At 74.5% G+C, this 21,258-nt stretch carries 21 protein-coding genes; 5 read left to right on the top strand and 16 right to left on the bottom strand.

What is annotated here, in order from left to right; all coding sequences use genetic code 11:
• Positions 1–2 precede the first annotated feature (2 nt).
• The 5 genes from ACQKM2_RS16160 to ACQKM2_RS16180 form a co-directional block, all read right to left on the bottom strand.
• A complete protein-coding gene (locus tag ACQKM2_RS16160; protein WP_427710194.1) occupies positions 3–1,160 on the bottom strand; it encodes an acyl-protein synthase in 1,158 nt (385 codons plus the stop codon).
• The gene (locus ACQKM2_RS16165) at positions 1,157–2,323 is read right to left on the bottom strand and encodes a GNAT family N-acetyltransferase (protein WP_427710196.1); all 1,167 of its coding nucleotides are present in this window, start codon (positions 2,321–2,323) and stop codon (positions 1,157–1,159) included. The genes ACQKM2_RS16160 and ACQKM2_RS16165 overlap by 4 nt, the downstream gene beginning before the upstream one ends.
• The gene (locus ACQKM2_RS16170) at positions 2,320–3,714 is read right to left on the bottom strand and encodes an MFS transporter (RefSeq protein ID WP_427710198.1); all 1,395 of its coding nucleotides are present in this window, start codon (positions 3,712–3,714) and stop codon (positions 2,320–2,322) included. Before ACQKM2_RS16170 ends, ACQKM2_RS16165 begins: the two co-directional genes overlap by 4 nt.
• Positions 3,711–4,976 (bottom strand): phenylacetate--CoA ligase family protein, encoded by a 1,266-nt coding sequence (locus tag ACQKM2_RS16175; RefSeq protein WP_427710200.1) that lies wholly within the window; start codon positions 4,974–4,976, stop codon positions 3,711–3,713. The genes ACQKM2_RS16170 and ACQKM2_RS16175 overlap by 4 nt, the downstream gene beginning before the upstream one ends.
• A 233-nt stretch (positions 4,977–5,209) precedes the next feature.
• The gene (locus ACQKM2_RS16180; protein WP_427710202.1) at positions 5,210–6,142 is read right to left on the bottom strand and encodes an AraC family transcriptional regulator; all 933 of its coding nucleotides are present in this window, start codon (positions 6,140–6,142) and stop codon (positions 5,210–5,212) included.
• A 160-nt stretch (positions 6,143–6,302) separates the two neighbouring features.
• Here ACQKM2_RS16180 and ACQKM2_RS16185 point away from each other — a divergent pair, with 160 nt between their 5' ends.
• Positions 6,303–6,983, top strand: coding sequence for an NAD(P)H oxidoreductase (locus tag ACQKM2_RS16185; RefSeq protein ID WP_427710204.1), 681 nt, complete (start codon positions 6,303–6,305; stop codon positions 6,981–6,983).
• Between the two features lie 28 nt (positions 6,984–7,011).
• Here the strand turns inward: ACQKM2_RS16185 and ACQKM2_RS16190 are convergent, their stop codons facing one another.
• The 7 genes from ACQKM2_RS16190 to ACQKM2_RS16220 form a co-directional block, all read right to left on the bottom strand.
• Positions 7,012–7,281 (bottom strand): hypothetical protein, encoded by a 270-nt coding sequence (locus ACQKM2_RS16190; RefSeq protein WP_427710205.1) that lies wholly within the window; start codon positions 7,279–7,281, stop codon positions 7,012–7,014.
• A 124-nt stretch (positions 7,282–7,405) separates the two neighbouring features.
• Complete coding sequence (locus ACQKM2_RS16195; protein WP_427710207.1) at positions 7,406–8,692, bottom strand: vWA domain-containing protein; 1,287 nt, start codon at positions 8,690–8,692, stop codon at positions 7,406–7,408.
• 65 nt (positions 8,693–8,757) lie between these two features.
• Complete coding sequence (locus ACQKM2_RS16200) at positions 8,758–10,077, bottom strand: AAA family ATPase (protein ID WP_427710209.1); 1,320 nt, start codon at positions 10,075–10,077, stop codon at positions 8,758–8,760.
• 101 nt (positions 10,078–10,178) lie between these two features.
• On the bottom strand, positions 10,179–11,558 hold the full coding sequence (locus ACQKM2_RS16205) for a hypothetical protein (protein ID WP_427710211.1): 1,380 nt from the start codon (positions 11,556–11,558) through the stop codon (positions 10,179–10,181).
• Positions 11,559–11,718: 160 nt separating this feature from the next.
• A complete protein-coding gene (locus ACQKM2_RS16210; protein ID WP_427710213.1) occupies positions 11,719–12,564 on the bottom strand; it encodes a hypothetical protein in 846 nt (281 codons plus the stop codon).
• A 119-nt stretch (positions 12,565–12,683) separates the two neighbouring features.
• Positions 12,684–13,400, bottom strand: coding sequence for a cupin domain-containing protein (locus ACQKM2_RS16215; protein ID WP_427710215.1), 717 nt, complete (start codon positions 13,398–13,400; stop codon positions 12,684–12,686).
• Entirely contained in the window at positions 13,397–14,509 is a 1,113-nt protein-coding gene (locus ACQKM2_RS16220; RefSeq protein WP_427710217.1) for a Gfo/Idh/MocA family oxidoreductase, read from the bottom strand. The genes ACQKM2_RS16215 and ACQKM2_RS16220 overlap by 4 nt, the downstream gene beginning before the upstream one ends.
• 112 nt (positions 14,510–14,621) lie before the next feature.
• Between ACQKM2_RS16220 and ACQKM2_RS16225 the strand changes: the two genes are divergently transcribed.
• Positions 14,622–15,203, top strand: a complete 582-nt coding sequence (locus ACQKM2_RS16225) for a DUF4240 domain-containing protein (protein ID WP_427710219.1) — start codon at positions 14,622–14,624, stop codon at positions 15,201–15,203.
• Positions 15,204–15,213: 10 nt separating this feature from the next.
• Here ACQKM2_RS16225 and ACQKM2_RS16230 read toward each other — a convergent pair whose 3' ends face one another.
• Complete coding sequence (locus ACQKM2_RS16230) at positions 15,214–16,371, bottom strand: acyltransferase family protein (RefSeq protein ID WP_427710221.1); 1,158 nt, start codon at positions 16,369–16,371, stop codon at positions 15,214–15,216.
• 175 nt (positions 16,372–16,546) lie between these two features.
• Between ACQKM2_RS16230 and ACQKM2_RS16235 the strand changes: the two genes are divergently transcribed.
• The gene (locus ACQKM2_RS16235; protein ID WP_427710222.1) at positions 16,547–17,209 is read left to right on the top strand and encodes a hypothetical protein; all 663 of its coding nucleotides are present in this window, start codon (positions 16,547–16,549) and stop codon (positions 17,207–17,209) included.
• A gap of 31 nt (positions 17,210–17,240) precedes the next feature.
• On the opposite strand, the gene ACQKM2_RS16240 is transcribed toward ACQKM2_RS16235, so the two are convergent.
• The 3 genes from ACQKM2_RS16240 to ACQKM2_RS16250 all read right to left on the bottom strand — a co-directional run bounded on the left by ACQKM2_RS16240 (position 17,241) and on the right by ACQKM2_RS16250 (position 20,150).
• A complete protein-coding gene (locus ACQKM2_RS16240) occupies positions 17,241–17,693 on the bottom strand; it encodes a hypothetical protein (RefSeq protein WP_427710224.1) in 453 nt (150 codons plus the stop codon).
• Between the two features lie 154 nt (positions 17,694–17,847).
• Entirely contained in the window at positions 17,848–18,555 is a 708-nt protein-coding gene (locus ACQKM2_RS16245; protein ID WP_427710225.1) for an SDR family oxidoreductase, read from the bottom strand.
• A 149-nt stretch (positions 18,556–18,704) separates the two neighbouring features.
• Complete coding sequence (locus ACQKM2_RS16250) at positions 18,705–20,150, bottom strand: alpha/beta fold hydrolase (RefSeq protein WP_427710227.1); 1,446 nt, start codon at positions 20,148–20,150, stop codon at positions 18,705–18,707.
• A 143-nt stretch (positions 20,151–20,293) separates the two neighbouring features.
• On the opposite strand from ACQKM2_RS16250, the gene ACQKM2_RS16255 reads away from it, so the two are divergent.
• A complete protein-coding gene (locus ACQKM2_RS16255) occupies positions 20,294–20,704 on the top strand; it encodes a hypothetical protein (RefSeq protein ID WP_427710229.1) in 411 nt (136 codons plus the stop codon).
• A 41-nt stretch (positions 20,705–20,745) separates the two neighbouring features.
• Positions 20,746–21,183: a DUF4259 domain-containing protein gene (locus ACQKM2_RS16260; RefSeq protein WP_427710231.1), complete on the top strand. Its 438-nt coding sequence runs from the start codon at positions 20,746–20,748 to the stop codon at positions 21,181–21,183.
• The last annotated feature ends 75 nt before the right edge of the window (positions 21,184–21,258 follow it).

A 21,258-nucleotide genomic window follows, 5' to 3' on the forward strand; every position in this document is an offset into this window, starting at 1 on the left:
GGTCACGCCATGCCCTTCATGAGTTCCGCTGCGGCCACCGCGCAGCTGCGGTTGCGGCTCACCCCGGCACGGCCGTGGACGGTGAACCAGGGGGTCCGGAGCTCGCAGCCGCAGGCGTCGCCCGGCTGGAGCGAGGCGAGGTCGCCCATGACCACGCTCTGCGCCGGCACCGAGGTGATGTACGGCGACACCAGGTGCAGGTAGCCCCGCTCCCCGTACGGCAGGGGTTCGAGGGTGCGGGTGGAGCGGATCGTCACCCGGGACCAGACGGGGGCGTGCAGCCGGTGGTGGTCGCACTCGATGTACGGGATGCAGTGCTCCACCGACCCGAAGGTGTCCCGGATCCGCTCACCCGGGATGCCGAGCTGCTCGGTGACGCGGGCGTACAGCTCCTCCTTCTCGATCCGCCGGTCGGCGTGCCCCTTCCAGCCGCCGCCGAGGACGACGAGGGAGCCCTCGGGCAGGCGCAGCGGGGGCAGCCCCATGGCCCGCATCCGCTCCAGGGTGAAGAAGAGGAAGGCGGGGAAGCCGAGGATGCGGACCGGGGCGTCGTCCCGTTCGAAGCGGCGCAGGGCGGAGATGCAGCCGAAGGGGTCGAACTCGTGGTCGCCGCCGGTGTTGCGCAGGGCGTACTCGACGCTGCGCGCCGGGGCGAAGTCGCACAGGTAGTTGTCGGTGAAGGCGGTGCCCAGGTTGAGGGAGGGGGCCGGTTCGTAGCTGTACAGGAGGTAGTTGACGTCCTGGTCGGGGGTGATCCAGCCGTTGCGCTCGAAGATCCGGGCGACCATCCGCTGGGCGGAGCGGATGGTCCAGTGGTCGAAGAACATCTGCGACTTCTGGCCGGTGGTGCCGGAGGAGGTCAGGTGCAGTTCGACGTCCTCGCGCGGGACGGAGAGCACCTCGTGCCGCTTGAAGAAGTTCGCGTGGACGAGCGGCGTCCGGTACGGCGCCGCCGGGGGAGTGGCTTCGTACAGGGAGCGGAAGAAGGGGGAGCGCTCGGCGTGCCAGGCGTTGGTCTCCGCCATGGCGGCGGCGAACAGCTCGTCCTCCGCGGGCCCGAAGGCGTACGGGTCGGTCAGGTCGCACAGCTGCTGTACGTGCGGCAGGAGGGCCGGGTCGGGTACGGCGACCGGCGCGAGATGGGGGTTCACGGGTTTCATGGGGCGACCTCGGATGTGGTGGGCAGGTGCGTCGACGCCCAGGCCGACACGTAGCAGTCCAGATAGGGCTGGAGGGGCGGTTCGACGGCGACGCCGCGGAAGTCGATGCGCTCGCCGGAGCGGGACAGGACGGCGTAGTCGTGGAAGCCGTCGCCGTCCGCGCGCATCGCCGGGTAGACGGCCCCGGCGACGAACCCCTCGGCCAGGAAGGCCGAGAGGACCTCCTGGTGCGCGAGCGGCACCAGGGCCTCGACGTAGCCGGCGCCCGCGCGGGCCAGGGCCCGGGTGACGGGTTCGAGGCAGGCGGCCGCGGCGGCCGGGTCGGGGTGGGCGGTCAGCAGGGAGCAGTACCCTCCGGCGCGGTTGAGGTAGGCGTAGACCTCGAACCGGCCGTCCTCGGGCGTGAGCAGCACGTTCGGGGTGTGCAGCGGGTAGAACCAGCCCTCGGCGCCCGGGAACCGCTCGCGGAAGCGGCGCCGTACGAAGGCGGGCGCCTCGATCATCTCCAGCCGGTCGGCGGCGCCCCGAGGCCTGGGCTCCGGCGCCGCCGGGACGCCCCGCACCCCGGGGTAGCCGATGCCCAGCGCGGCCTCGGCGGTGCGCAGCAACGGCAGCAGGGGGGCGGGCACTTCGGTGACGGGGATCCGCCGGTCCAGCACCCCGGCCGAGTGACGCGCGTAGAGTGCGAGGCTCTCGCGGCTGCGGAGATCCACCGCGTTGGGCAGGATGCCCAGCGGCCGGAAGCCGTTGCGGGCGACGACCCGCTGCGGGCCGGCGCTGACGGTGCGCACAGTCGCGTACACCGAGTCCAGCCGCCCCGTGTCCAGCATGCCCGCGCACAGGGCCCCGGTCAGGGCGGCGGCCAGGCCGCCGGAGCGGTGCTCGGGGTGCACGGCGATGCCCTCCAGGCGGCCGATGCGGCTGCCGGCCTCGCCGTGGATGGCGGCGGACGCGGTCAGGGCCCCGGTGGCGGGGCAGCGGCCGACGAGCCACAGGGAGTACGGGTCCTCGATGAGCCGGGCCATCTCGGCCGGGTCGGTGCCGAGGGCCACGGGGTAGTGCGGTCCGTACACGGCGTAGTAGAGCTGGCGCAGTTCGGCGATGTCCGAGCAGGCGGCGGGGGTGATGACGGGGGTGATGACGGGGGTGGTCACGGTGCTCACCGCTCACCTCCGGCGGGCTCGGCCGCGGGGGACTTCAGCAGGGCCAGCGCACAGGCCGCGGGGACCAGGCCGGCGCCCTGCACCAGGCAAAGGGTCTGCGGGGAGAGGAAGTCGCCGGCGAAGCCGAACGCCAGGGACGCCACCGGCAGGGAGGCGCCCAGCACGGCCTGCATCACGGCGAAGAAGCCGGGCTTGTCGGCCGTCGGCACCAGCCGCTGGAAGAGGGCCACGAAGCGGACGCTGACGGCCCCGGCGCACCAGCCGGCCACGGCCAGAGCGCCCGCGGCGACCGGCCGGTGCGCGAACAGTCCCGGCAGCGCGAGGGCGAGGGCCATCAGGCCCAGGCACCAGGCGCCGGCGACCGTGGGACGCCCCGGTACGCGGGCGCCGGTGAAGGCGCCGACCAGCGCGCCGGTGCCGAGGGAGGCCTCCAGCAGGGCCACGGTCGCGCCGCCGCCCCCGAGGACCGAGCGGGTGTAGAGGGGGATGACGACGAACACGGCGGTGGTGAAGAGGTTGGCCGCGGTGAAGCAGACCAGGATCCGTCGTACGTACGGGAGTTCTCCGAGGATGCCGCGCAGCGTGCGCCGCCGCGGGGACGGGTCGGGCGCGTCGGCCTCGGGGTCCGGCGCGTGGCCCGCGGCGTCGGGCGTGGCGTCGGGCGTGGCGGTACGGAAGCGGGCTCCGGCGACGAGGAGGGCGGCGCCGAGGTAGGCGGCCGCACAGCCGGCGGCCAGGGCGGCCACGCCGGCCCGGTCGACGGTCAGGGCGCCGAGCAGCGCCCCGCCGAGGCCGGCCAGGGACTGGGTGGACAGCTCGAAGCCGGTGGCGGTCTCGATGTCGGCGTCGTCGACGAGTTCGGGCACCGAGGTGGTCAGGCAGGGGTCGAAGAACGCCTGGCAGGTAGCCAGGGCGAGACCGGCGGCGTACACGGCGGCGAGCGGCAGCGCGTCGCCGTACGCCCACAGTGCGAGGCCCGCCGAGGCGGTCCCGGCCAGGGCGGCGGAGGTCCGCAGCACCGAGCGGTGCGCGAACCGGGCGACGGCCGCGGCCACCACGGGCGCCAGCGCCACGGCGGGCAGGGTGCAGGCGGCCATGAACAGCCCGGAGGCGAGCCCGCGGGCGTCGTCCACGGCGTAGGCGACGATCCACCAGGCCACGCCGACCTGGAACATCCGCACGGCGGCCTGGGTGAGGATCTGGCCGAGCCACACGGCGCCGAAGGCGCGGTTGCGCAGGACCAGCGGAGCACGGCGCCGCCCGGCCCCGGTCGCCGTGGCGGCCCCGGTCGCGGTCTGCGTCGCGGTGGCGGTCCCGGTCGCGGTCGCGGTCTCGGGCTCCGTGGCGGTCCCGTCCGCCATCTCCGTCACGGTTGGGGCGGTGGCGGTCATGCGGTCGGCCTCTCGTCGAGGACCCGGACGAGCTTGCCCGAGCGCGGGTTGACGGTGAGGTCGCGGTGGCGCACCCACTCCACGGACAGCGGGTGCACGAACCCGGCGCGCACGCTGTCCGGATACAGCGGCCGGACGTTCTCCAGCTCCGCGACGACGGCCCTGGCCAGCTCCTCCCGGCCGTGCCGCGCACCGGGCGCCGTCGCCAGCCGCAGGACCAGCCCGTCGCGGCCGTCCCAGCGGCGGACGACGAGCTGCATGCCGACCACGTCCCCCGCGGTGTCCGCCGCGGCCACGGCGTCCTGGGCGTCCTGGGTGTAGAGGGAGACGGGGCCCACCCGTACGCCCTCCTCGGCCCGGCCGAGTATCCGGAAGTGCCCGGGACCGGTGCCGGTCCACTCGGCCCGGTCGCCCGCCGGGTAGCGGATGATCGGCATGAGGCGGCGGAACAGGCTGGTGACGACGACCCGGCCGGGCCGGCCCGGTTCGGTGACGGGTTCGCTGGTGGAGTCGTCGAGGATCTCGACGACCGAGTACGGCGTGAACGCGCGGTGCACCCGTGCGTCCGGGCCGGGTACGGGGCGGCCGAGCAGGCCCGCGTCGACGCTGGCGTACCCGACGGAACGGGCCTCGGCGTGCGGGAACGCGGTGGCCAGCAGGCGCCGCTGGTCGTCGAAGAGGGCCTCGCCGCCGAAGAGGAGCAACTCCACCGAGTCGAGCCGGACTCCGGACGAGACGACCTGCTCGGCGAGCCGGCAGAGGGTGGTCGGCGTCCCGGCCAGGACCTGCGCGGCGAGGTCGCGCAGCGTGGGGATCGTCGACTCCGGCGGCGCGCCGCCGCCGATGGGCAGGCGGACGTTGTCCACGGGCGCGTGGGCGAGCGAGTCGAGGACGAAGAGGAAGCTGGCGTACAGCTCTCCGGCGTAGAAGAGGTCGGCGACGCGGTGTCCCGGGCGCAGGCCCGTGTCCACGAGCCCCTGGCCGAAGGCGGTGACGAACGTGCGCCACTCGTCGCGCGTGTAGACGGAGAACTTGGGGGCCCCGGTGGTGCCTCCGGTCTTGTAGACCGTGGCCTCGCCGAGCGGGCCGGTCAGGACGCGGCTGTCGTGCAGGGTGTTGGCCTCCCAGAACGCCCGCTGGTCGACCACCGGCAGGTCGGTGAGGCGGTCGACGTCGGGCGGCAGGGACGCGTAGAGCTCCTGGTAGAAGGGCGAGTTGTGACGGGCGAAACGTATGAGGTCCGAGAGCTGCTGGGCGGACATGTGCCTTTGCCTAGGTGACGGAAGCGGGAACGGAGCCACGGCGGGGCGCGGTGGGCGCGCTGGGCGCGCTGGGCGCGAGAACGGGGACCCCCCGGCGCCCCGTCTCCTCACTGCGCGTCAGAAAATGACGCGCAGTCACGATGATGAAACATCAGTGCGGCTGTCACCAAATTGAGCAAGGATTTCCGGCCAGCACGGCCATATCCATAAAAATTTCAAGCAAATGGCGGGACTCAGGCCGCCGCGGCGGCCCGGAACGTGCGCGGGCTCAGGCCCCTGTGGCGCTTGAACGCGGCACTGAAGCCGAAGGCGTCGGCGTAGCCGACCGCCCTTCCGATCTCGGCGACGCTGAGGTCGGTGTCGGTCAGCAGCGCCTCGGCCTCGTCCATGCGGCACGCGGTGAGGTAGGCGAGGGGCGGCCGGCCCATCAGCCGGGTGAACCGCTTGGCGAACAGCGCCCGCGAGACGCCGGCCCGGGTGGCCAGCGACGCCACGGTCCACGCCTCGGCCGGCCGGTCGTGGAAGGCGTGCAGGGCGGGGGCGAGGACCGGGTCGGCGAGGCCCCGGTACCAGCTGGGCGCGTCGGCGCCGGCCCGGTCGAACCAGCTGCGCAACGTGCACACCAGCGCCCAGTCGAGGAGCCGGTCCATCAGCGCCTGCGAACCGGCCGAGAGCTGCGCGGCGTCGGCGGCGGCCGTCTCCAGCCAGGCGCAGACCTCGGCGTCCTCCTTCACCACCAGGGCGGGCGGCAGCGCGCGCAGCAGCGGCTCGTGCCGGCGGCCCGAGGCGCGGTAGGCGCCCACGATCAGCGCGGTCGCCTCCTGCGACTCCGCCCCCCAGTGGATGCCGGCGAGTTCCTCGCCGGCGCACTCGGCGCGCGGGCCGAAGCAGGCGATCTCGTACGCGGCACGGTCGCCGTGGACGCTGCCGGGACGGTCCGCGAGGTGGAACGGCGCGGAACCGTTCACGATGGCCGTGTCACCCGCGCCGACGGTCCGCTCGGTGCCGTCGGGCAGCAGCAGCGTGCCGCCGCCGCGCAGCACGGTGATCATGGTGAGCGGCGCGCCGTCGGCGAAGCGGATGGTCCAGGGCGCCGTCAGTACGGCGTGGCTGACGACCGAGCCCTCGGCCCGGATGCCGCTCAGGAGGGTACTCAGAGGGTCCATGCGGCGCAGCGTAGACGATCTCCTATGTTCCGGAGCGCTTCTCCCATGGATCATCCACATCCCCACGGCTGTACTGGAGTCGTCGAGCGGAATCCCGTTGAACGGAATCCCGTCGCACCGAACCCCGTCGCACCGACGAACCCCCAGTCAGGAGAACACCGTGACGCAGCACGGCAACGACGCCAGGACCGCCCTCGTGGTCGTCGCCCACCACCGCACCGACTCCCTCACCGCGCACACGGCCCGCCGGGCCGCCGCCCGGCTCGAAGCCGCCGGGTACCGCGTCGACCTGCTCGACCTGCACGCCGAGGGCTTCGACCCGCGGATGAACGTCTCGGACCAGCCGGACTGGGGCGACCGGGAGAAGCCGTACTCGGACGAGACGCACGCCCACATGCGGCGCATCCTCGACGCCGACGTCGTCGTCGCCGTCTTCCCGGTGTACTGGCAGCACGTGCCCGCGATCCTCAAGGGCTGGATCGACCGCGTGTGGAACTACGGCTTCGCCTACGGCCGCAGCAAGCCCCGCCTCGCCGGCAAGCGCATGCTGTGGCTGGCCCTGGCCGGAGCCACCTCCGACGACCCCGTCGTGGAGGGCATGCGGACCCTCCTCGAAACCAACCTGAGCGAGGGCATCGCCTACTACTGCGGCTTCTCCCGGTCCACCGTCGGCCTGCTCACCGACGCGGAGGAGCGCCCGCAGAGCTTCGACGCCGACGGCACCCTGCTGGTCGGCGAGGCCGTCGCGGGCGCCGAACGGGAGGCGCAGTACGCCGACCTCGACCGGCGCGCCGGGGATATCGTGGAACGGTTCGCCGCCGAGGAACTCGTGACGGCCTGACCCTTCCGGATTCCCGCCGTGGGGCGCCTCAACGCCGTACGGCCATCGCGATGAGCTGGACGTCCATTTCGTCGGCCTGGGCGTCCAGGACGCCCGCGACCGCGCGCAGGGTGTCCCCGTCCAGGCGGCGCGGCGTCGCCCGGCCCTCCGTCGGGGCGGCCTCGCCGGTACTCGCCTGCAGGTCGAACGTCCGCGCCAGGTCGCGGAGCAGCGCGGTGACGTCCTGCGCGGCCATGTACAGCCGCCCGTCGGTGCCCCGCCGCACGAGGGTCTCCACGTCAGTGTGCCGCCGGCCCATTTGCCCCTCTTCCCACTGAGATCACGCCCCACCCGGCGGTGTGCCCCCCCGCCCGGTCTCATCCTGCTCCTGCCGGCGCCGTCGGCGAAGGGGTTCGGCGGGCGAGTCCGGCCGGGCGGGGCCACTACCCGATGGGCACGACCCGGGCCCAGGCGGGCGGGGCGTCGGGGACGTAGTCCGGGTCGTCCTCGTCGACCGGTCGGAGCGGGCGCGGGAAGAGGCCCACGACCGTGCGGCAGGGCGGCTGTGCGGACGGCCACGGCGTCTGCCCGTCCGTCAGGGCGACGATCACGTCCGGGCGGGTCCGCGAACGCAGCGCCCGGGCGAAGCCGGACCGCAGGTCCGTACCGCCGCCGCCGATCAGTTCGAGGTTCTCCGCGCGGCAGAGCGGTACGGCGACCCCCGCCGCCGCGTCGCAGGAGATCACCGAGACCAGGTCCCGCCGGCCGCCCACCGCACGGGAGATCGCCGCGACCTCCAGCAGCGCGCTGCCCAGCTCCGCGTCGCTCACCGACCCCGAGGTGTCGATCACGACGCACACCCGGGGCGGCATCCGCCGCAGGCTCGGCAGCACGACGCCGGGGAGGCCGGCCGAACGACGTGACGGGCGCCGGTAGGTGTGGTTCTCGCCCGTGCCAGGGGCGCCCGCGGCCGCGCGGACGGCCGCACCGAGCAACTGCCGCCACGGCTGCGGGGGATGGAACGCCTCGTCCGCCCACCGGCGCCACCCCTCCGGGGCGTCCCCGGGCCGACCGGTGATCGCCTCGGACACCCGGAAGCGTACGGCGTCCCGCTCCTGCCGGCTCAGCCCGTGCGCGCCCTCGGCCCCCAGCTCCCAGGGCCGCGCGTGCCCGTCCGCACCGCTGCCGCAGTCCAGCCAGGCCAGCCGTGGAGTACGGCCCGCCATCGAGAACCTGCGCAGGTACTCCTCCATCAGCAGCCCGTCCGGCAGCTCCAGCATCGACGGCCGTACCGCGCCCGCCGGCATGGGCAGGCCGTCGCCGTAGATGTCGTCGTTGATCTCGAAGTCCGCCGCGATGTTCTGCCGGAGCCGCTGCCCGGGCTGCCCCTGCTGCCCGTGCTCCCGCGCGTACCGCTCGCTCCGCCCGTGATGGTCCCGGAGCAGGTGGGAGACCTCGTGCACCCACACCCCCGCCAGCTCCTCCAGCGGGGTCCGCGCCACGAACGCAGGGGAGACGTAGCAGCGCCAGTACGCGTCCACCGCCATGGTCGGCACCGACCGGTCCTCCACCACGTGCAGGGCGAACAGCGCGCTGGCCAGGTACGGCCGGACCGCCACCGCGTGCAGCCGGGCGGCCAGCAGCTTCTCCGTGTCCAGCGGGACGGCGGGCCCCGGCGGCGGACCGGGCACGTCGGCCCGCACCGGACGCGGCGGCGGGGGAGGGGCCATCGGACGGGGCAGCGGGCGCGCCCGCGCGGGCACCGGGCGCGGCTTCGGCTGCCGCGCGGCCCCGGTCACGCGCACCCGCCCGCCGCGTTCCCGGTGCCGGCGGCCGCGGCGGTCCGGGCCCCCGGGGTCCGGGCCACCGAGTCCTCCGCCCGCCGGGCGAGGCCGATCACCGGGGAGAGGCGTTCCACCGCGTCCGGCACCTCCCACCCGTCGCGCCGCAGCGCGGCCAGCGCCTTCGCCGGGCCGACCAGCAGATCCGGCGCACCGGTCTCCAAGGCCCGGACCAGCACCTTCCAGGCCGCCTCCCAGCGATCCCGCTCCGGGCGCGCGCCGACGGCGGCCACCACCGCCTCCAGCGTGGCCTGGCGCAGGTCGCCGCGCCCGGGCAGTTCGGCGGCGGCGGGGTCGGCCAGCAGCACGTCCGGATCGGGCAGCTCCATCCGGTCGATGTGGGCGAGCAGTTCGAGGCCGGGCCCGTCCCCGACCGCACCCCGGACCAGCAGCGCCAGCACGTCCCGGGACACGGAGGCGGCCGTGCCGAAGGCCAGCAGCGTCATCGCGGCCTCCCAGCTGCGGGGCGAGGGCCAGGCACCGCCGCGCCGGGTCTCGGTGGTCGGCAGCCGGTGGATCAGCGTCGGCCGGGTGTTCAGGAACCCGCACACCGCGCGGCGGGCGAACGCCACCGCGTCCGGCAGGGCGGCCGCGTCCAGCCGGGGCAGCTCCGCGCGCGGCCAGACCCCGCCGAGACCGCGCACCACCACCTCCCGGTCGTGCACCCAGTACAGGTGCACGAACCGGTTCGCCAGCGGCGGGCTCAGCTCCCAGCCGTCGGCGGCCGACGCGCGGGGATTGGCGGCGGCCACGATCCGCACGCCGGGGGGCAGTTGCAGTGCCCCGACCCGCCGCTCCAGGACCACGCGCAGCAGCGCGGCCTGCACGGCCGGGGTGGCGGTGGACAGCTCGTCCAGGAAGAGCAGGCCCCGTCCGGCGCGCACCAGTTCCACGGCCCACTGCGGCGGGGCCATGGGCACCCCGTTCACCGCCGGGTCCTCGCCCAGGACGGGCAGGCCGGAGAAGTCGGTCGGCTCGTGGACGCTGGCGATCACCGTGGTCAGGGGCAGGTCGAGGGAGGCGGCGAGCTGGGTCAGCGCGGCGGTCTTGCCGATGCCGGGCTCACCCCACAGGAGTACGGGCAGGTCCGCCGCGACGGAGAGGGCCAGCGCCTCCAACTGCTCGTCGGGGCGCGGCTCGGTGGTGGTCGTGCGCAGGAGCGTCAGGAGGTCTTCGGCGAGGCCGAGCTGGGGCCGGTCGTCCGCCGGCGGTACGGGGGCGCCGACGGGGACGCCGACAGGTACGGGTACGGAGAGGAGGGTGCTGGAAGTCATGGGCATCACCTGGGTGGTCTGTTCGTGGATACGGGTACGGGTACGGGTACGGGAGACCCGTCGTGGTCGAGAGGCGTACGGTGCGGGGTGCGACGGGGCCTTCAGGCGGGCAGACCGGTCCGGGGCCGGGTACGGCTGCCGCGCTTGCGGCGCAGCTCCTGGGGCAGACGGCGGTCGGGCCGTGGCCGGCGGCCCTCCTCCTCCGCCACGTCCGCCGCGGGGTGGACGGGTACCAGACCCGAGCGGAAGAGCCCGTGACCGAGGCGGCCGGCCACCGCGTCCTCCAGGGCGTCCCGCAGGGGCCCCTCGCGCAGGACCGCGCCCGGGCCGAGCAGCCCCTCGACCACCGCCAGGGCCCCGGTCACGTCACCGTGGCGGAGCCGCTCGCGGACGGCGGGCAGCGCCTCGGGGCTGTGGTGCACCGCGTCGATCGCCCGCAGGCAGGGCAGCCCCGGCCCGCCCAGCGCCATGAGGAGTTCCTCACGGGCCAGCTGGGCCGGGTCGTGGTCGACGGCCGCGAGGACCCCGTCCCGCAGCGCGATCCGGTGCTCCCGCCCCAGGCACTCGACCCGGTGCGGGTCCGCGGCCCCGTGGTCCGGGCCCGCGTCCGGACCGGGTCCGGCGGCCGGCGGCGGGAACGGCGGCAGTGCCGCCGCGACCAGCGGGTGGAGCCGTTCCGCGCGGAACAGCCCGGCGCGCAGGAGTTCCAGGTCCGGAAGGGTCCGCGCCGCGGCCTCCGGCAGCACCGGGAGCTCCGCGATCCGCTGCGGCGACAGCGCTTCCCGTACCGGCCGGAGCGCGGGGGCGTGGCTGTCGTCGGGGGCGAAGAGTTCGAGCACGGCACGGCTGCGCGTGCCGAGCCGTACGGTCAGGGCCCCGCGGGAGCGGCCCTCGGCCCGCAGCAGCAGCTCCGCCTCCGCCGCCCGGCGGCCGGCGGGGTCCGCGCCGCACCGCTGCGCCAGTTCGGCGCTGCGGGTGCCGTCCCAGAGGTGGCGGTGCAGGTCGAGCCGGAAGCGCCGGTCGGGGTGGGGGTGCGGATGGTGCCCGGGAGCGTCCGCCCGGGATTCCTCCCAGAGCGCCAGGGACATCCGCTGGCCCGCGTCCGCCCAGGCCGGCGGCGTCCGCACGACGAGGTGCGGTGCCGCGCCGCCGGGGTCCCCGTACCGGGCCAGCGACACGGTCAGGCCGGGCCGGAGCCGCCCGTCGGGGGCGATCCGGGGCATGTGCCAGCGCAGCAGGTCCGGCGCGAGCCGGCGCAGGTCCGCGCGGAGGCGGGTGACGAGGTCGGTGCCGTGGCGGAGGCGCACGGCGCGCAGATCGATGTCGACGTCGACCCGGGCGACGGCGCAGGCTCCCGCCCAGTCACCGTTCGCACGGCGGGCGGTCGCGATTTCGATCATGGACGGTGGCACGGCGTACTCGCGTACGCGCTGCCACATCAACAGGCGGGCGGGAACCGGTTCCGCGAGGTGAGCTGCCATCAGCACTCACCTTGCGCGGACGATTCCCCCAATCCGAGAAAGGAGGAGTTCTTCATCGGCGGCATCATAGGCAGCTCCGGGACGATCTGTCAGCCGGGTATCACGGGCGAGTTGGGTGGATGCCCGACGTGGCACCCCAGGTCACCGCCACGCGCAGACCTCACCGTCCAAGCCCCTGGACGGCCTGGACGCGGGTCCTGACGCCGTGTTCGTCGCAGGGCAGGGCGAGCCCCGGGTGGTCCACGGTGTAGTCCTCGCCGATGTCCTCGGCCGTGTCCGCCATCGCCGCGCTGGTGATCTTGATCGCTCCGGAGAACGGCCTGTCGATGTCCTCGATCAGCAGCAGCGACCCCGTGAACAGCCCCGCCAGCACGAACAGCAGCACGAAGTGCGCCGGCCCGCGCTTGCGCGGCAGCCCGAAGGCGAAGGCGCCGATGGTCGCGGCGAGGGACAGCACCATGAACCAGTACACGACCGCCGGGATCGCCGGACTCGCCTCCGACAGCCGGGCCTGCCGGGCCACGGACCGCTGGTCGTCCGCCTCCACCAGCAGCGCGAAGCTGCTGTCGTCCTTGTGGGCCAGCTCCTTGAAGTGCCGGCGGAAGTCGGTCGACCAGACGGACGCCTCGGGGGCCTTGGTCCCCGAAGCCTCCATCCTGGGCCACTCGTACGTCATGATCGCGCGCGAGTAGCAGACCGCGGCCGCCTGCATCCGCTCGCGCTGGGGCTCGGGCGCGTAGTCCGCCACCTCGTACAGCTGGTCCACCCGGTGCGCCTCCGCGCCCACCGCGTCGCCGGCCTCACCGTACGACTCGGCCGCGACGACGATCACGAACGCGACCAGCAGCACGGCCAGCGTTTCGAGCGGGCTGACCAGATCGCTGACCGACGCCTCGTCGGCGTCCGCGCCCGGCTCCCCGGCGTGATGACGGCGCCGCAAGTGGTTCGCCAGCAGGCCGCCGACGAGGGCGGCGGCGATCAGCGCGACGGTGATGGCTGTGGACATGGGCGGCCCCGGGTCGGCGGTCGTTCTGTTCCGCGCCCCACCCCACCACAACCGGCCCGCCCCGACGCACCGGGCACGCCGCAGCCCGCCCGGACGATCGGCGGACCGGCGGACCGGCGTCAGGGGCGGTAGGGCCACAGGGTGCCGCACATGCGGGGGACCATCGATTCGGGGCGGGGAGCGGGCAGCGGCGTCACGGTCGCCCGTTCGAGGTGGCCGGTGTCGCCCGCGGCGACGGCCCGCGCCCGGGCGGTGAGCTCGGCCAGCATCCTGGCGGGACCCTCCTCGATCAGCCGGGGCCAGGCCACCGCGCGCCCGCGCACCAGGCCGACCGCGCGCCCGTGGAAGGCACGGAGCCGCTCCAGCCCCAGCGCCGGTGAGGCCTGCCAGGCCTCGACGAGCTCCGTGTAGCCCCGTACGGCACGGTCCCTGCGGGCGCGGGCCTCGTCCGGCGTGTCCGCCGCGGCGAGCCGCGCGTACCGGTCCGGATCGGCCAGGTCGGAGTCGGCGAAGGTGAAGACGACGTCGCCCTCCTCGTTGACGTGGCCGTTCTCCATCACCACCAGGATGCGCAGGGAGTCCTCGGGACCGGTGATGAGCCGGTGGACGGTCCCCGGCGTGAACTGCACCGCGTCGCCCGGGTTCAGGTCGACGCGGCGGACGCCGTCGGGGGTGAGGAACTCGGCCGCGCCGCGCCCTTCGAGGGCGACGTACAGCTCGCTGCAGGCCAGGTGCATGTGGGGGGTGCCGCCGCACTGCCCGTCGGGCGCCTGGCTGGAGTAGACGTGCACGCGGGACATGCCGATCCCGGCGGGCAGGGAGAGGGAGGAGGTCATGGCGTCGTTCCTTGGAGTAGGAGGGAGGACCGGGGCCGGGACCAGCCGTGGAGCAGGGCGAGGTGTTCCAGGGCGCGGTCGGGCGGCGCGGGGTTGTCCCCGCCCCCGGTGAAGTGGGCGACGGTCCGGGCGAGGTGCCGGGCGAGGCTGTCGTCTGCGAGGGTGCGCACCGGCCGCCAGGCGCCGGCGGCGGTGCCGGTGACGGCGTCGGCGGCGGCGCGGCGGACGGCGACGGTTGCCGTGCCGCGCGGGAGGGCGGCGACGGGTTCGAAGGTGCCGACGAGTTCCCAGGCGTCGCCGCGGGGGTCGGTGCCCAGCACGCCCAGCACCCGGTGCCGGGTCGTCCGGTCCTCGACGGGCAGCGGCCGCCGACGCGGGGCGTGCGGGCCGAGCGGGTGGCTGATGCGGCCCGCGACCGAGGTGGCGAGGGCCACGTCCAGGCCCTGCGCGGTGGTGTACCGGATGTCGACGCCGTACCGTGGCGGGCCGTCTTCCGCATCCTGCTCCCCGTGGAAGGCGACCTCCGCCTCCCCGGCCGGCCAGACCCCGGTGCCGGCCGCGGCGCCGAAGTCCGCGAGGACGGCGAGCAGGTGCGGTCCTTCGTACCCGAGGGCGCCCAGGGACTCGTCCTCGAAGCGGCCCGCCCGCACGTCCGCACCGCGGTGCTTGCTCATCTCCACCACCACCTGCCGCACCGTCAGCCCCAGCCGCGCGGCGGCCCGCGCGACGGCGGTGGCCACATGCGAGGAGTGGTAGTTCTCGCCCACCACCACCCGGCCCCGGTGCCCGGCGAGGACACCGCGTACGCGGGACACGTCCGCCGGCGCGCACAGCGGCTTCTCCACGATCAGGTCGGCGTCCCGGTCGAGGGCGCAGACCGTGCCGAGCACGGTGGCGTGGGCCGCGGTGGGCACGCACACGTCCCACAGGTCCGGAGCCGCACCGAACGCCTCCGCCACGGAGCCGACGACGGGCAGCCCGTCCGCCGCGGCCCGCTCACCGGCCCGCGGATCGACCACGCCGACGACGTCCACCCCGAGGGCGCGCCACTTCTTCGCATGCAACTGCCCCATCCGGCCGTAGCCGATCAGGACGCAACGTAAGGTCATGGAGCGAGATCATAAAGTGACGGCGTGCGGGGCCGCGGCCCGCAGCCCGCGGCCCGCAGCCCCGGAAGCGGCCCGATGTCCGTTGTCAGTGCCGGGTGGCAGGCTCTGACCCATGGACAAGCAGCAGTTCTGGCAGCTCATCGAGGCGGCCCGCAATCAGGCATCCGACCCGGCAGACGGCGACCCGGCAGACGGCGAGGCGGTAGACGGCGACCCGGCAGAGGGCGAGGCGGTCGCGCGCGAGGCGACCGCGCTGCTGGCCTCCCGGCCGGTCGAGGAGATCGTCGCCGCCGAGCAGGCGCTGTGGGACCTGATGGCCGACTCCTACACGCAGCCCCTGTGGGCCGCGGCCTACCTCGCCAACGGCGGTTGCTCCGACGACGGCTTCGACTACTTCCGCGGCTGGCTGATCGCCCAGGGCCGCGACGTCTTCGAGCGCGTGGTCGCCGACCCCGACGCCCTGGCGGAACTGCCCGTCGTCCGGGCCTGCGCGGAGGACGGCACGGAACTGGAGGGCGAGGACGTGCTGGGCATCGCCTCGAACGCGCACCTCTCGGCGACCGGTGACCGGCTCCCGGCGGGCTCCGTCACCATCCGCCACCCGGAGCTCGACCCCGCCTGGGACTTCGATTTCGACGACGACGACGAAATGGGCCGCAGACTGCCCCGCCTGGCAGCCCTCTTCCTGGAGTGAGGGCTCGGGCTCAGTGGCCGCGGGTGGGGATCCGTTCCGCCTCGGGCGCGAGGGGCTGCGCGGGCACCCGGTGGAGGACGGGCCGGGGCGGGGTCCCCGCCCGGATGTCCTCGATCCCGCGGCGCAGTCCGGCGCCCAGCCGCCGCCCCAGCGGGCGTTCGACGAAGCGGTGGATCACCCAGGCCACCACCAGCATCCCGGCCGTGGTGGCGAGGGCGAGGGGCACGGGAGCGACGCGGTCGCGGAAGTGGTGGATGACCGTCAGCCCCACCATCATGTGGATCAGGTAGAGGGGGTAGGTGACCGCGCCCGCGTGGCGGAGCCAGCGCCACCGGATGCCGTCCAGGGTGCCGAGCGCGAGGGCGGCCATGACCGCGAAGCCGATCAGGACGATCGCGCGGGCCGGCCAGAAGGGAGTCTGCTCCGCGGCCGACTGGCCGAGGCTGGAGACCATCCGTGCGGTCACGTGGTGCTGCGCGAGGAGGAACTGCACGCCGACGACGGCCCACAGCACGGCGTTCGGCCCGAACCGGCGCATGAGGTGGAAGGCCATGCCGGCGATGAAGTACGGGGACGAGGACGGCATCGCGAGGAAGGACAGCACCGCGTTGTCGATGGTGGGGGCCACCGCCCCGGCCAGGGTCCAGACCCCGCAGAAGAGCACGCAGTTGCGGTAGGTCAGCCCGCGCATGACGACGACCGCGAACAGCACGTAGAACTTGAGCTCCACGAAGAGGGTCCAGTACGCGTCGTCGATGTCCGGGACGTCGAGGCCGCCCTGCAGCATCGACAGGTTCACCAGGACATCGGTGTACCCCGCGAACGACCGAACCTCGGGCCACGCGAACAGCACCAGCGAGGTGAAGACGACGGCCGTCCAGTAGGCGGGGAAGAGCCGGGTCACCCGGGACACCGCGAAGTCGCCCACGCTGCGGCCCCAGGCGCTCATGCAGATGACGAACCCGCTCACGAGGAAGAACACCTCGACGCCGAGCCAGCCGTAGACGGCGAACCGGCGGGCGACCGGGAAGACGTCGGTGGTCGACCGGCCCCACGCGCTGGCCAGCACGGTGTAGTGGTAGAAGAGCACGGCCAGCGCGGCCAGCACCCGTATGCCGTCGAGGACGGCCAAGCGCTGGGGCTCGCCGCCCGATCCACGCGTTCTCATCCTTCGTCCGCCCCTCGCCCGCACCGCAGTCCTGTTACCGCCGCGTAAAGATCAGCGGAACAGTACAGCGTGCACACGTCAGCGGGCCTGCCGGGCAGCGCCGTGCCGCCCCCCGACCGCCGCCGTGCGGCAGAATCGGGGCGACTGGACGGCCGACGGTGAGGGGTGGGGGCACGTGGGGCTTTTCGGCCGACGAAGCCGACGCAAGGGCATACCGGACGATCCCGCGCTGCCGGCCGAGGCCGCCGCGAATCCCGGCGGCAGCGTCGCCGAGATCGACAGGGCGTACGTCGACGACCCGAACGGCTACGTCCCTCCCGAGGCGGTCCGCGGCGCGTGGCTGGTGGACGGCAGCGGCAAGCTGACGGGGGAGTACCGGGAGAACCCCCGTCACGGGGTCCCGCAGGACGACTTCGGCAAGCTGACCGGCCCCGACCACTGGCTCGGCTGGCTGGGCGAGGACCCCGCGGCCGCCGTCCGGACCGGCATCGAAGAGTCCTTGCGCGCCCAGGTCTCGGACGCGGTGGTCGAGTGGGTCAAGATCCTCGAAACGCCCCGCTTCCTCACGGCCGGGCGCCGTTCCGAGAACGGACAGACCCTGCTGCTCACCCGCGCCGCCCTCGCCGCGCCGTTCGCACTGTCCGTGCGCACGGCGCAGCACGGCCGCTCCGTCCTCCTCGGGGTCTTCTCCTGGGCGGCGGTCAACCTGGCACCGCCCGAGCCCCGCAGGGACCGGCACTGGTTCGACCTGAACGTCGGCCTGGACTGGGCCGAAGAACGGCTCAAGGAGCGGATCCACGAACTCGACACCGGGGCCGGCGGCCCCGCCGAACGGTAGAGCGGCCCGACGACCCCTCGAAGGCGGGTGGTCAGAAACTCCAGCTGTAGAGGCCCCCGCCCGCGCTCACCGCGGACACCGCGAGCCGGGCAACTCCCCGCAGGACCGCCGGCAGGTCGTCGTCGGTCATCCCGTCGCCGTCCTCGGCCCGGAGCCGCCTGCCCCAGCGGCCCGCGAGCTCGTCGAGTTCGGCGGAACTCGCATCGGCCAGCGCCAGGGTCAGCCGCTTCGGCAGGGCGAATATCTCGACGCCGTCGTTCACGGGGGCGATGACGTACTCCGGCCACGCCCATCCGTGGAGTCGCGCGAGCGGCGGGGCCTCGGCCGAGGGCGCCGCGAAGAACATGTCCCATTCGGCGATGGCGCTGTCCGGCTCGATGAAGCGGCAGGTCACCGACTCGAAGTCCGGACCAGGGCCTCCCCGGTACGTGGCAGCGGCGGCCTCGTCGTCGAGGGCGAGGAAGAACACTATGTCGTGGGCCATCCGAACATGATGGCGGCCCGAGCGGCCCGAGCGGCCCGAGCAGACCCAGGTCGCGAGCCGTTCCTGTCCGATCCCCGACCCCCGCTGCAGCGGGCCGGGCGCGCCGAGGCGCCGGCCCCTGCCGCCCGGGTCGCCTGACGGGCTGGACGCGGGCCTACCAGGCGAGCGGCTTCCCGTCCCGGAAGAAGCCGCCGGTGGGCCCGGAGTCGGGGAGGGTGGCGGCCCAGACGACGCCGGCGGCGCCCTCCTCCACGGGGCCGCCGCCCGGCCCGCCCATGTCCGTCGCGATCCAGCCCGGGCAGACGGCGTTGACGAGGATCCCCTCGGCGCGCACTTCGTCGGCGAGCTTGCGGGTCAGGGCGTTGAGGGCGGCCTTCGAGACCCCGTAGGCGGGGGTCCCGCCCGACATGCCCTCCAGGGATCCGGACTCGCTGGAGACGTTCACCAGGCGCGGGTGGGGCGAGCGGCGCAGCAGCGGCAGGAACGCCTGCGCGGTCCGCCACGGGCCGAAGAGGTTGGTCCGCAGCGTGTGTTCGACCTCGTCGAGGTCGACGGAGACGGCGCGGCGGGAGGTGTCGTAGTTGACGGCCGCGTTGTTGACGAGCACGTCGAGGCGCCCGAACTCCGCCTCCACGTCGCGGGCGAGGGCGCGGACGTCCTCGTCCTCGGTCACGTCCAGCCGGCGCGGCAGCAGCGTGCCGGACACTCCGGGGGCAAGGCCGGCGGCGGCCTGCTCGGCGTCCTCCGGGCGGCGGGTGCACAGCAGGACGGTGTGGCCCAGCGCGGCGAGTTGGCGCGCGGTCTCCAGGCCGATGCCGCGGTTGGCGCCGGTGACCAGTGATACCGGCGTGATGGTGCTCATGACTCCTCCTCGGCGAACGGACCAACGTGATCCGGTCGGTCGGTCAGCACGCTATGCCGTGGCGCCGGACGTCCGGATCCGACCCGGGGCCCAGCCGGCCTGCGGCCATGGTCGTAGTCCTGCCCCGCAAGGCCGACCGGCTCAGCGGCTCACGCCCCCGCCACCGGGCGCTGCCGCGCCCCGCTCCACGCCTCGGGGCTGCGGTGGTGATTGCGGTGCCCGGCGGCGAGCACCCGGCCCAGCGCGGCCCGGTGCTCGGTGCCGGCGGGGAGTTCCAGCCGGTCCAGCAGGGCGAGCGCGGGTTCCGGTTCGAGCTGCCCGTACACATCGTGGTAGCCCCTCAGCAGGGCCCTGAAGACGGCCGGGTGCAGCTCGGGCACCCGCGCCGCCGCCTCGCAGGTGGCGGCCTTGGCCTTCCACGGCACCGGACCCGAAACCTCCAGGACCCGGCGCGCCCGGCGCAGCAGCGGTTCCGGGGCGCCGGCCTCCAGCCGGTCGCGGTCGTTGCCGAGGACCTCGGCGAAGGCCTCCTCGGCGGTCTGCCAGACCTCGAACCAGTCGAACCAGAGCGAATCGCCGATCGCCGGGTACTCCCGGACGGCCTCCAGCCTGCGGCGGTAGCCGTCCCAGAGCTGCTCCGCCGGCAGCGGCCCCTCGGGCCCGCGGTGCGCCGAATGGATCTGCCAGGTCACCAGGAAGTGACCGCCGAGCAGGTCCATCAGCCCGAGCGCCACCCGCAACCTGCCCGCCGGATCGAGCGCCTCATCGGTGAACGCCATCGAACCGAGGTCGTTGCACAGGTCCTCCCCGGTGAGCGTCCGCACGGGCGGCTCTGCGTCGAACCAGGCGTCGGGGCCGGTCTGCGTGATGCCGTCCTCGGCGAGCCAGCGCCGGGCGACCTCGCCGTCCGGTACGTCGGCCAGGAAGGCGGTGACCGCCTCGGTGAACTCCTCCGGGGCGGCGGCGTGCACCAGATGGCCGACCGGGATCGTCGTCAGCCGGGCGTCCGGGATCCGCCGGGCGAGCTCGGCGAGCGCCTCCTGCGGGACGTGGCTGTCCGGCCCGCCCGCCACCACCAGGGTCGGCGCCGTGATCAGGGAGAGGCCCTCCAGCCAGGCCGGGTCGGGGCGGTCCAGCTGGGACCGGAGCGCCGGCACCACCGCCCAGTCGAAGGCCGGCTCCCCCTCGGGCCGCACCGGAGCGCGCGGCTCGCGGGGGAGGGGCGCAGGCGCGTCCTCCAGCACCAGCTGGACCACACGCCACGGGCTGTGCTGCGCCACGAGGAACGCGACCACGCCGCCCATCGAATGCCCGACGAGGTCCACCCGGTCCAGGCCGACGGCGTCCAGGAAACCCAGCACGTCGTCCCGCATCAGCTCCAGCGAATACGCGCCGGCCCACTCGCTGCGGCCGTGACCCCGCAGGTCCAGGGCGTACACCCGGCGCTCCCGCGCGAGCACGTCCCGTACGGCGGCCCAGTCGTCCGCGGTCTCGCCCAGGGCCGGCAACAGCAGCAGCGGGTCGCCGCCGAGCGGCCCGGCCACCTGGTACGCCAGCCGGACGCCGTTCACCACGAGGGTCTGGTGCTCTGTCATCCGGCCGACCCTACTCGGCACCGCCGCGCCACGCCGTGCCCCGGTGCGGGGCCTGGTTTCCGGGCGGGGGCCCGGGTGGTTGGATGACTCGGATGACTCGGATGACGACGAGGGACGCGGTTCGGACGGGAGAGGTCTCAGGGGTGCTGGTCGTATTCAGGTGTCGGTCGTGCACCGCACCCCTGTCGAACCCGCTGGAGCAGCGCGAGTGGACGCCGCAGCCGCCGGTGAGCGGCCGGGAGCACTACACGTACGGCCCGTCGACCGTGCCGGTCGGCTCCTTCTCCGGCGACCCGGATCCGTACGCTCCCGCGGGCGCGGCCGCCACCTGGGTCATCAACCCGCTCGACGGTGTGCTGCTGCGGCCCCACACGGACCCGTCCCGGCTCTACGGGTGCTGCCGACGGGACGGACTGGGCGGACCGAACCTGCTCTGCGCCCGCTGCGGCAGCGAGGTCGGCGTCGAGATCTCCGACTGCTGGACCGAGTACGACGTCCGCCTGCTGGGCACAGCGGTGTCGAAGAGCCCCCACGAGCCGTTTGTCAGTGCCTGATGCGATGATCGGCGCCCCGCGTCCAGGACGAGGAGGTCGCGATGGGGACTTGGGACGTCGGCCCGTTCGACAACGACCAGGCCGCCGACTTCGCCCTCGCCTTGGACGAGGCGGCCCCGGACGAACGGGAGGAGCTCGTGCGGGCGACCCTCGACCGTGCCGTCCGGGTCCCGGACTTCCTCGAAAGCCACCACGGCCAGGAGGCGGTCGGGGCCGCCGCCCTCGTCGCGGCGCAGTACCCGGGCGGCGAACGCATCAGCACGGGCTACGGGCCTGAACAACCGCTGCCGCCCTTCGCCGCCGCCCTTCAGCCGCTGGCCGTCGAAGCGCTCGACCGGGTCCTCGCCGAGGACTCCGAACTCGCCGAACACTGGCGCGACGGACCCGACGGCAGGAAGTGGCGGCAGAGCATCACCCTCCTTCGCACCGTCCTCGCACCCGACTCGGCCCCCCAGAAGGAAACCCTCTTCGACCTCTGACCGGGCGGGAGGCGGCCTGGAGGCAGCCGGGAGGCGGCCCGTCACTCGTGGGCGGCGGCATCGAACGACCACGCC

Source organism: Streptomyces sp. NPDC004126 (genome assembly GCF_050275515.1).
Classification (GTDB): Bacteria; Actinomycetota; Actinomycetes; order Streptomycetales; family Streptomycetaceae; genus Streptomyces.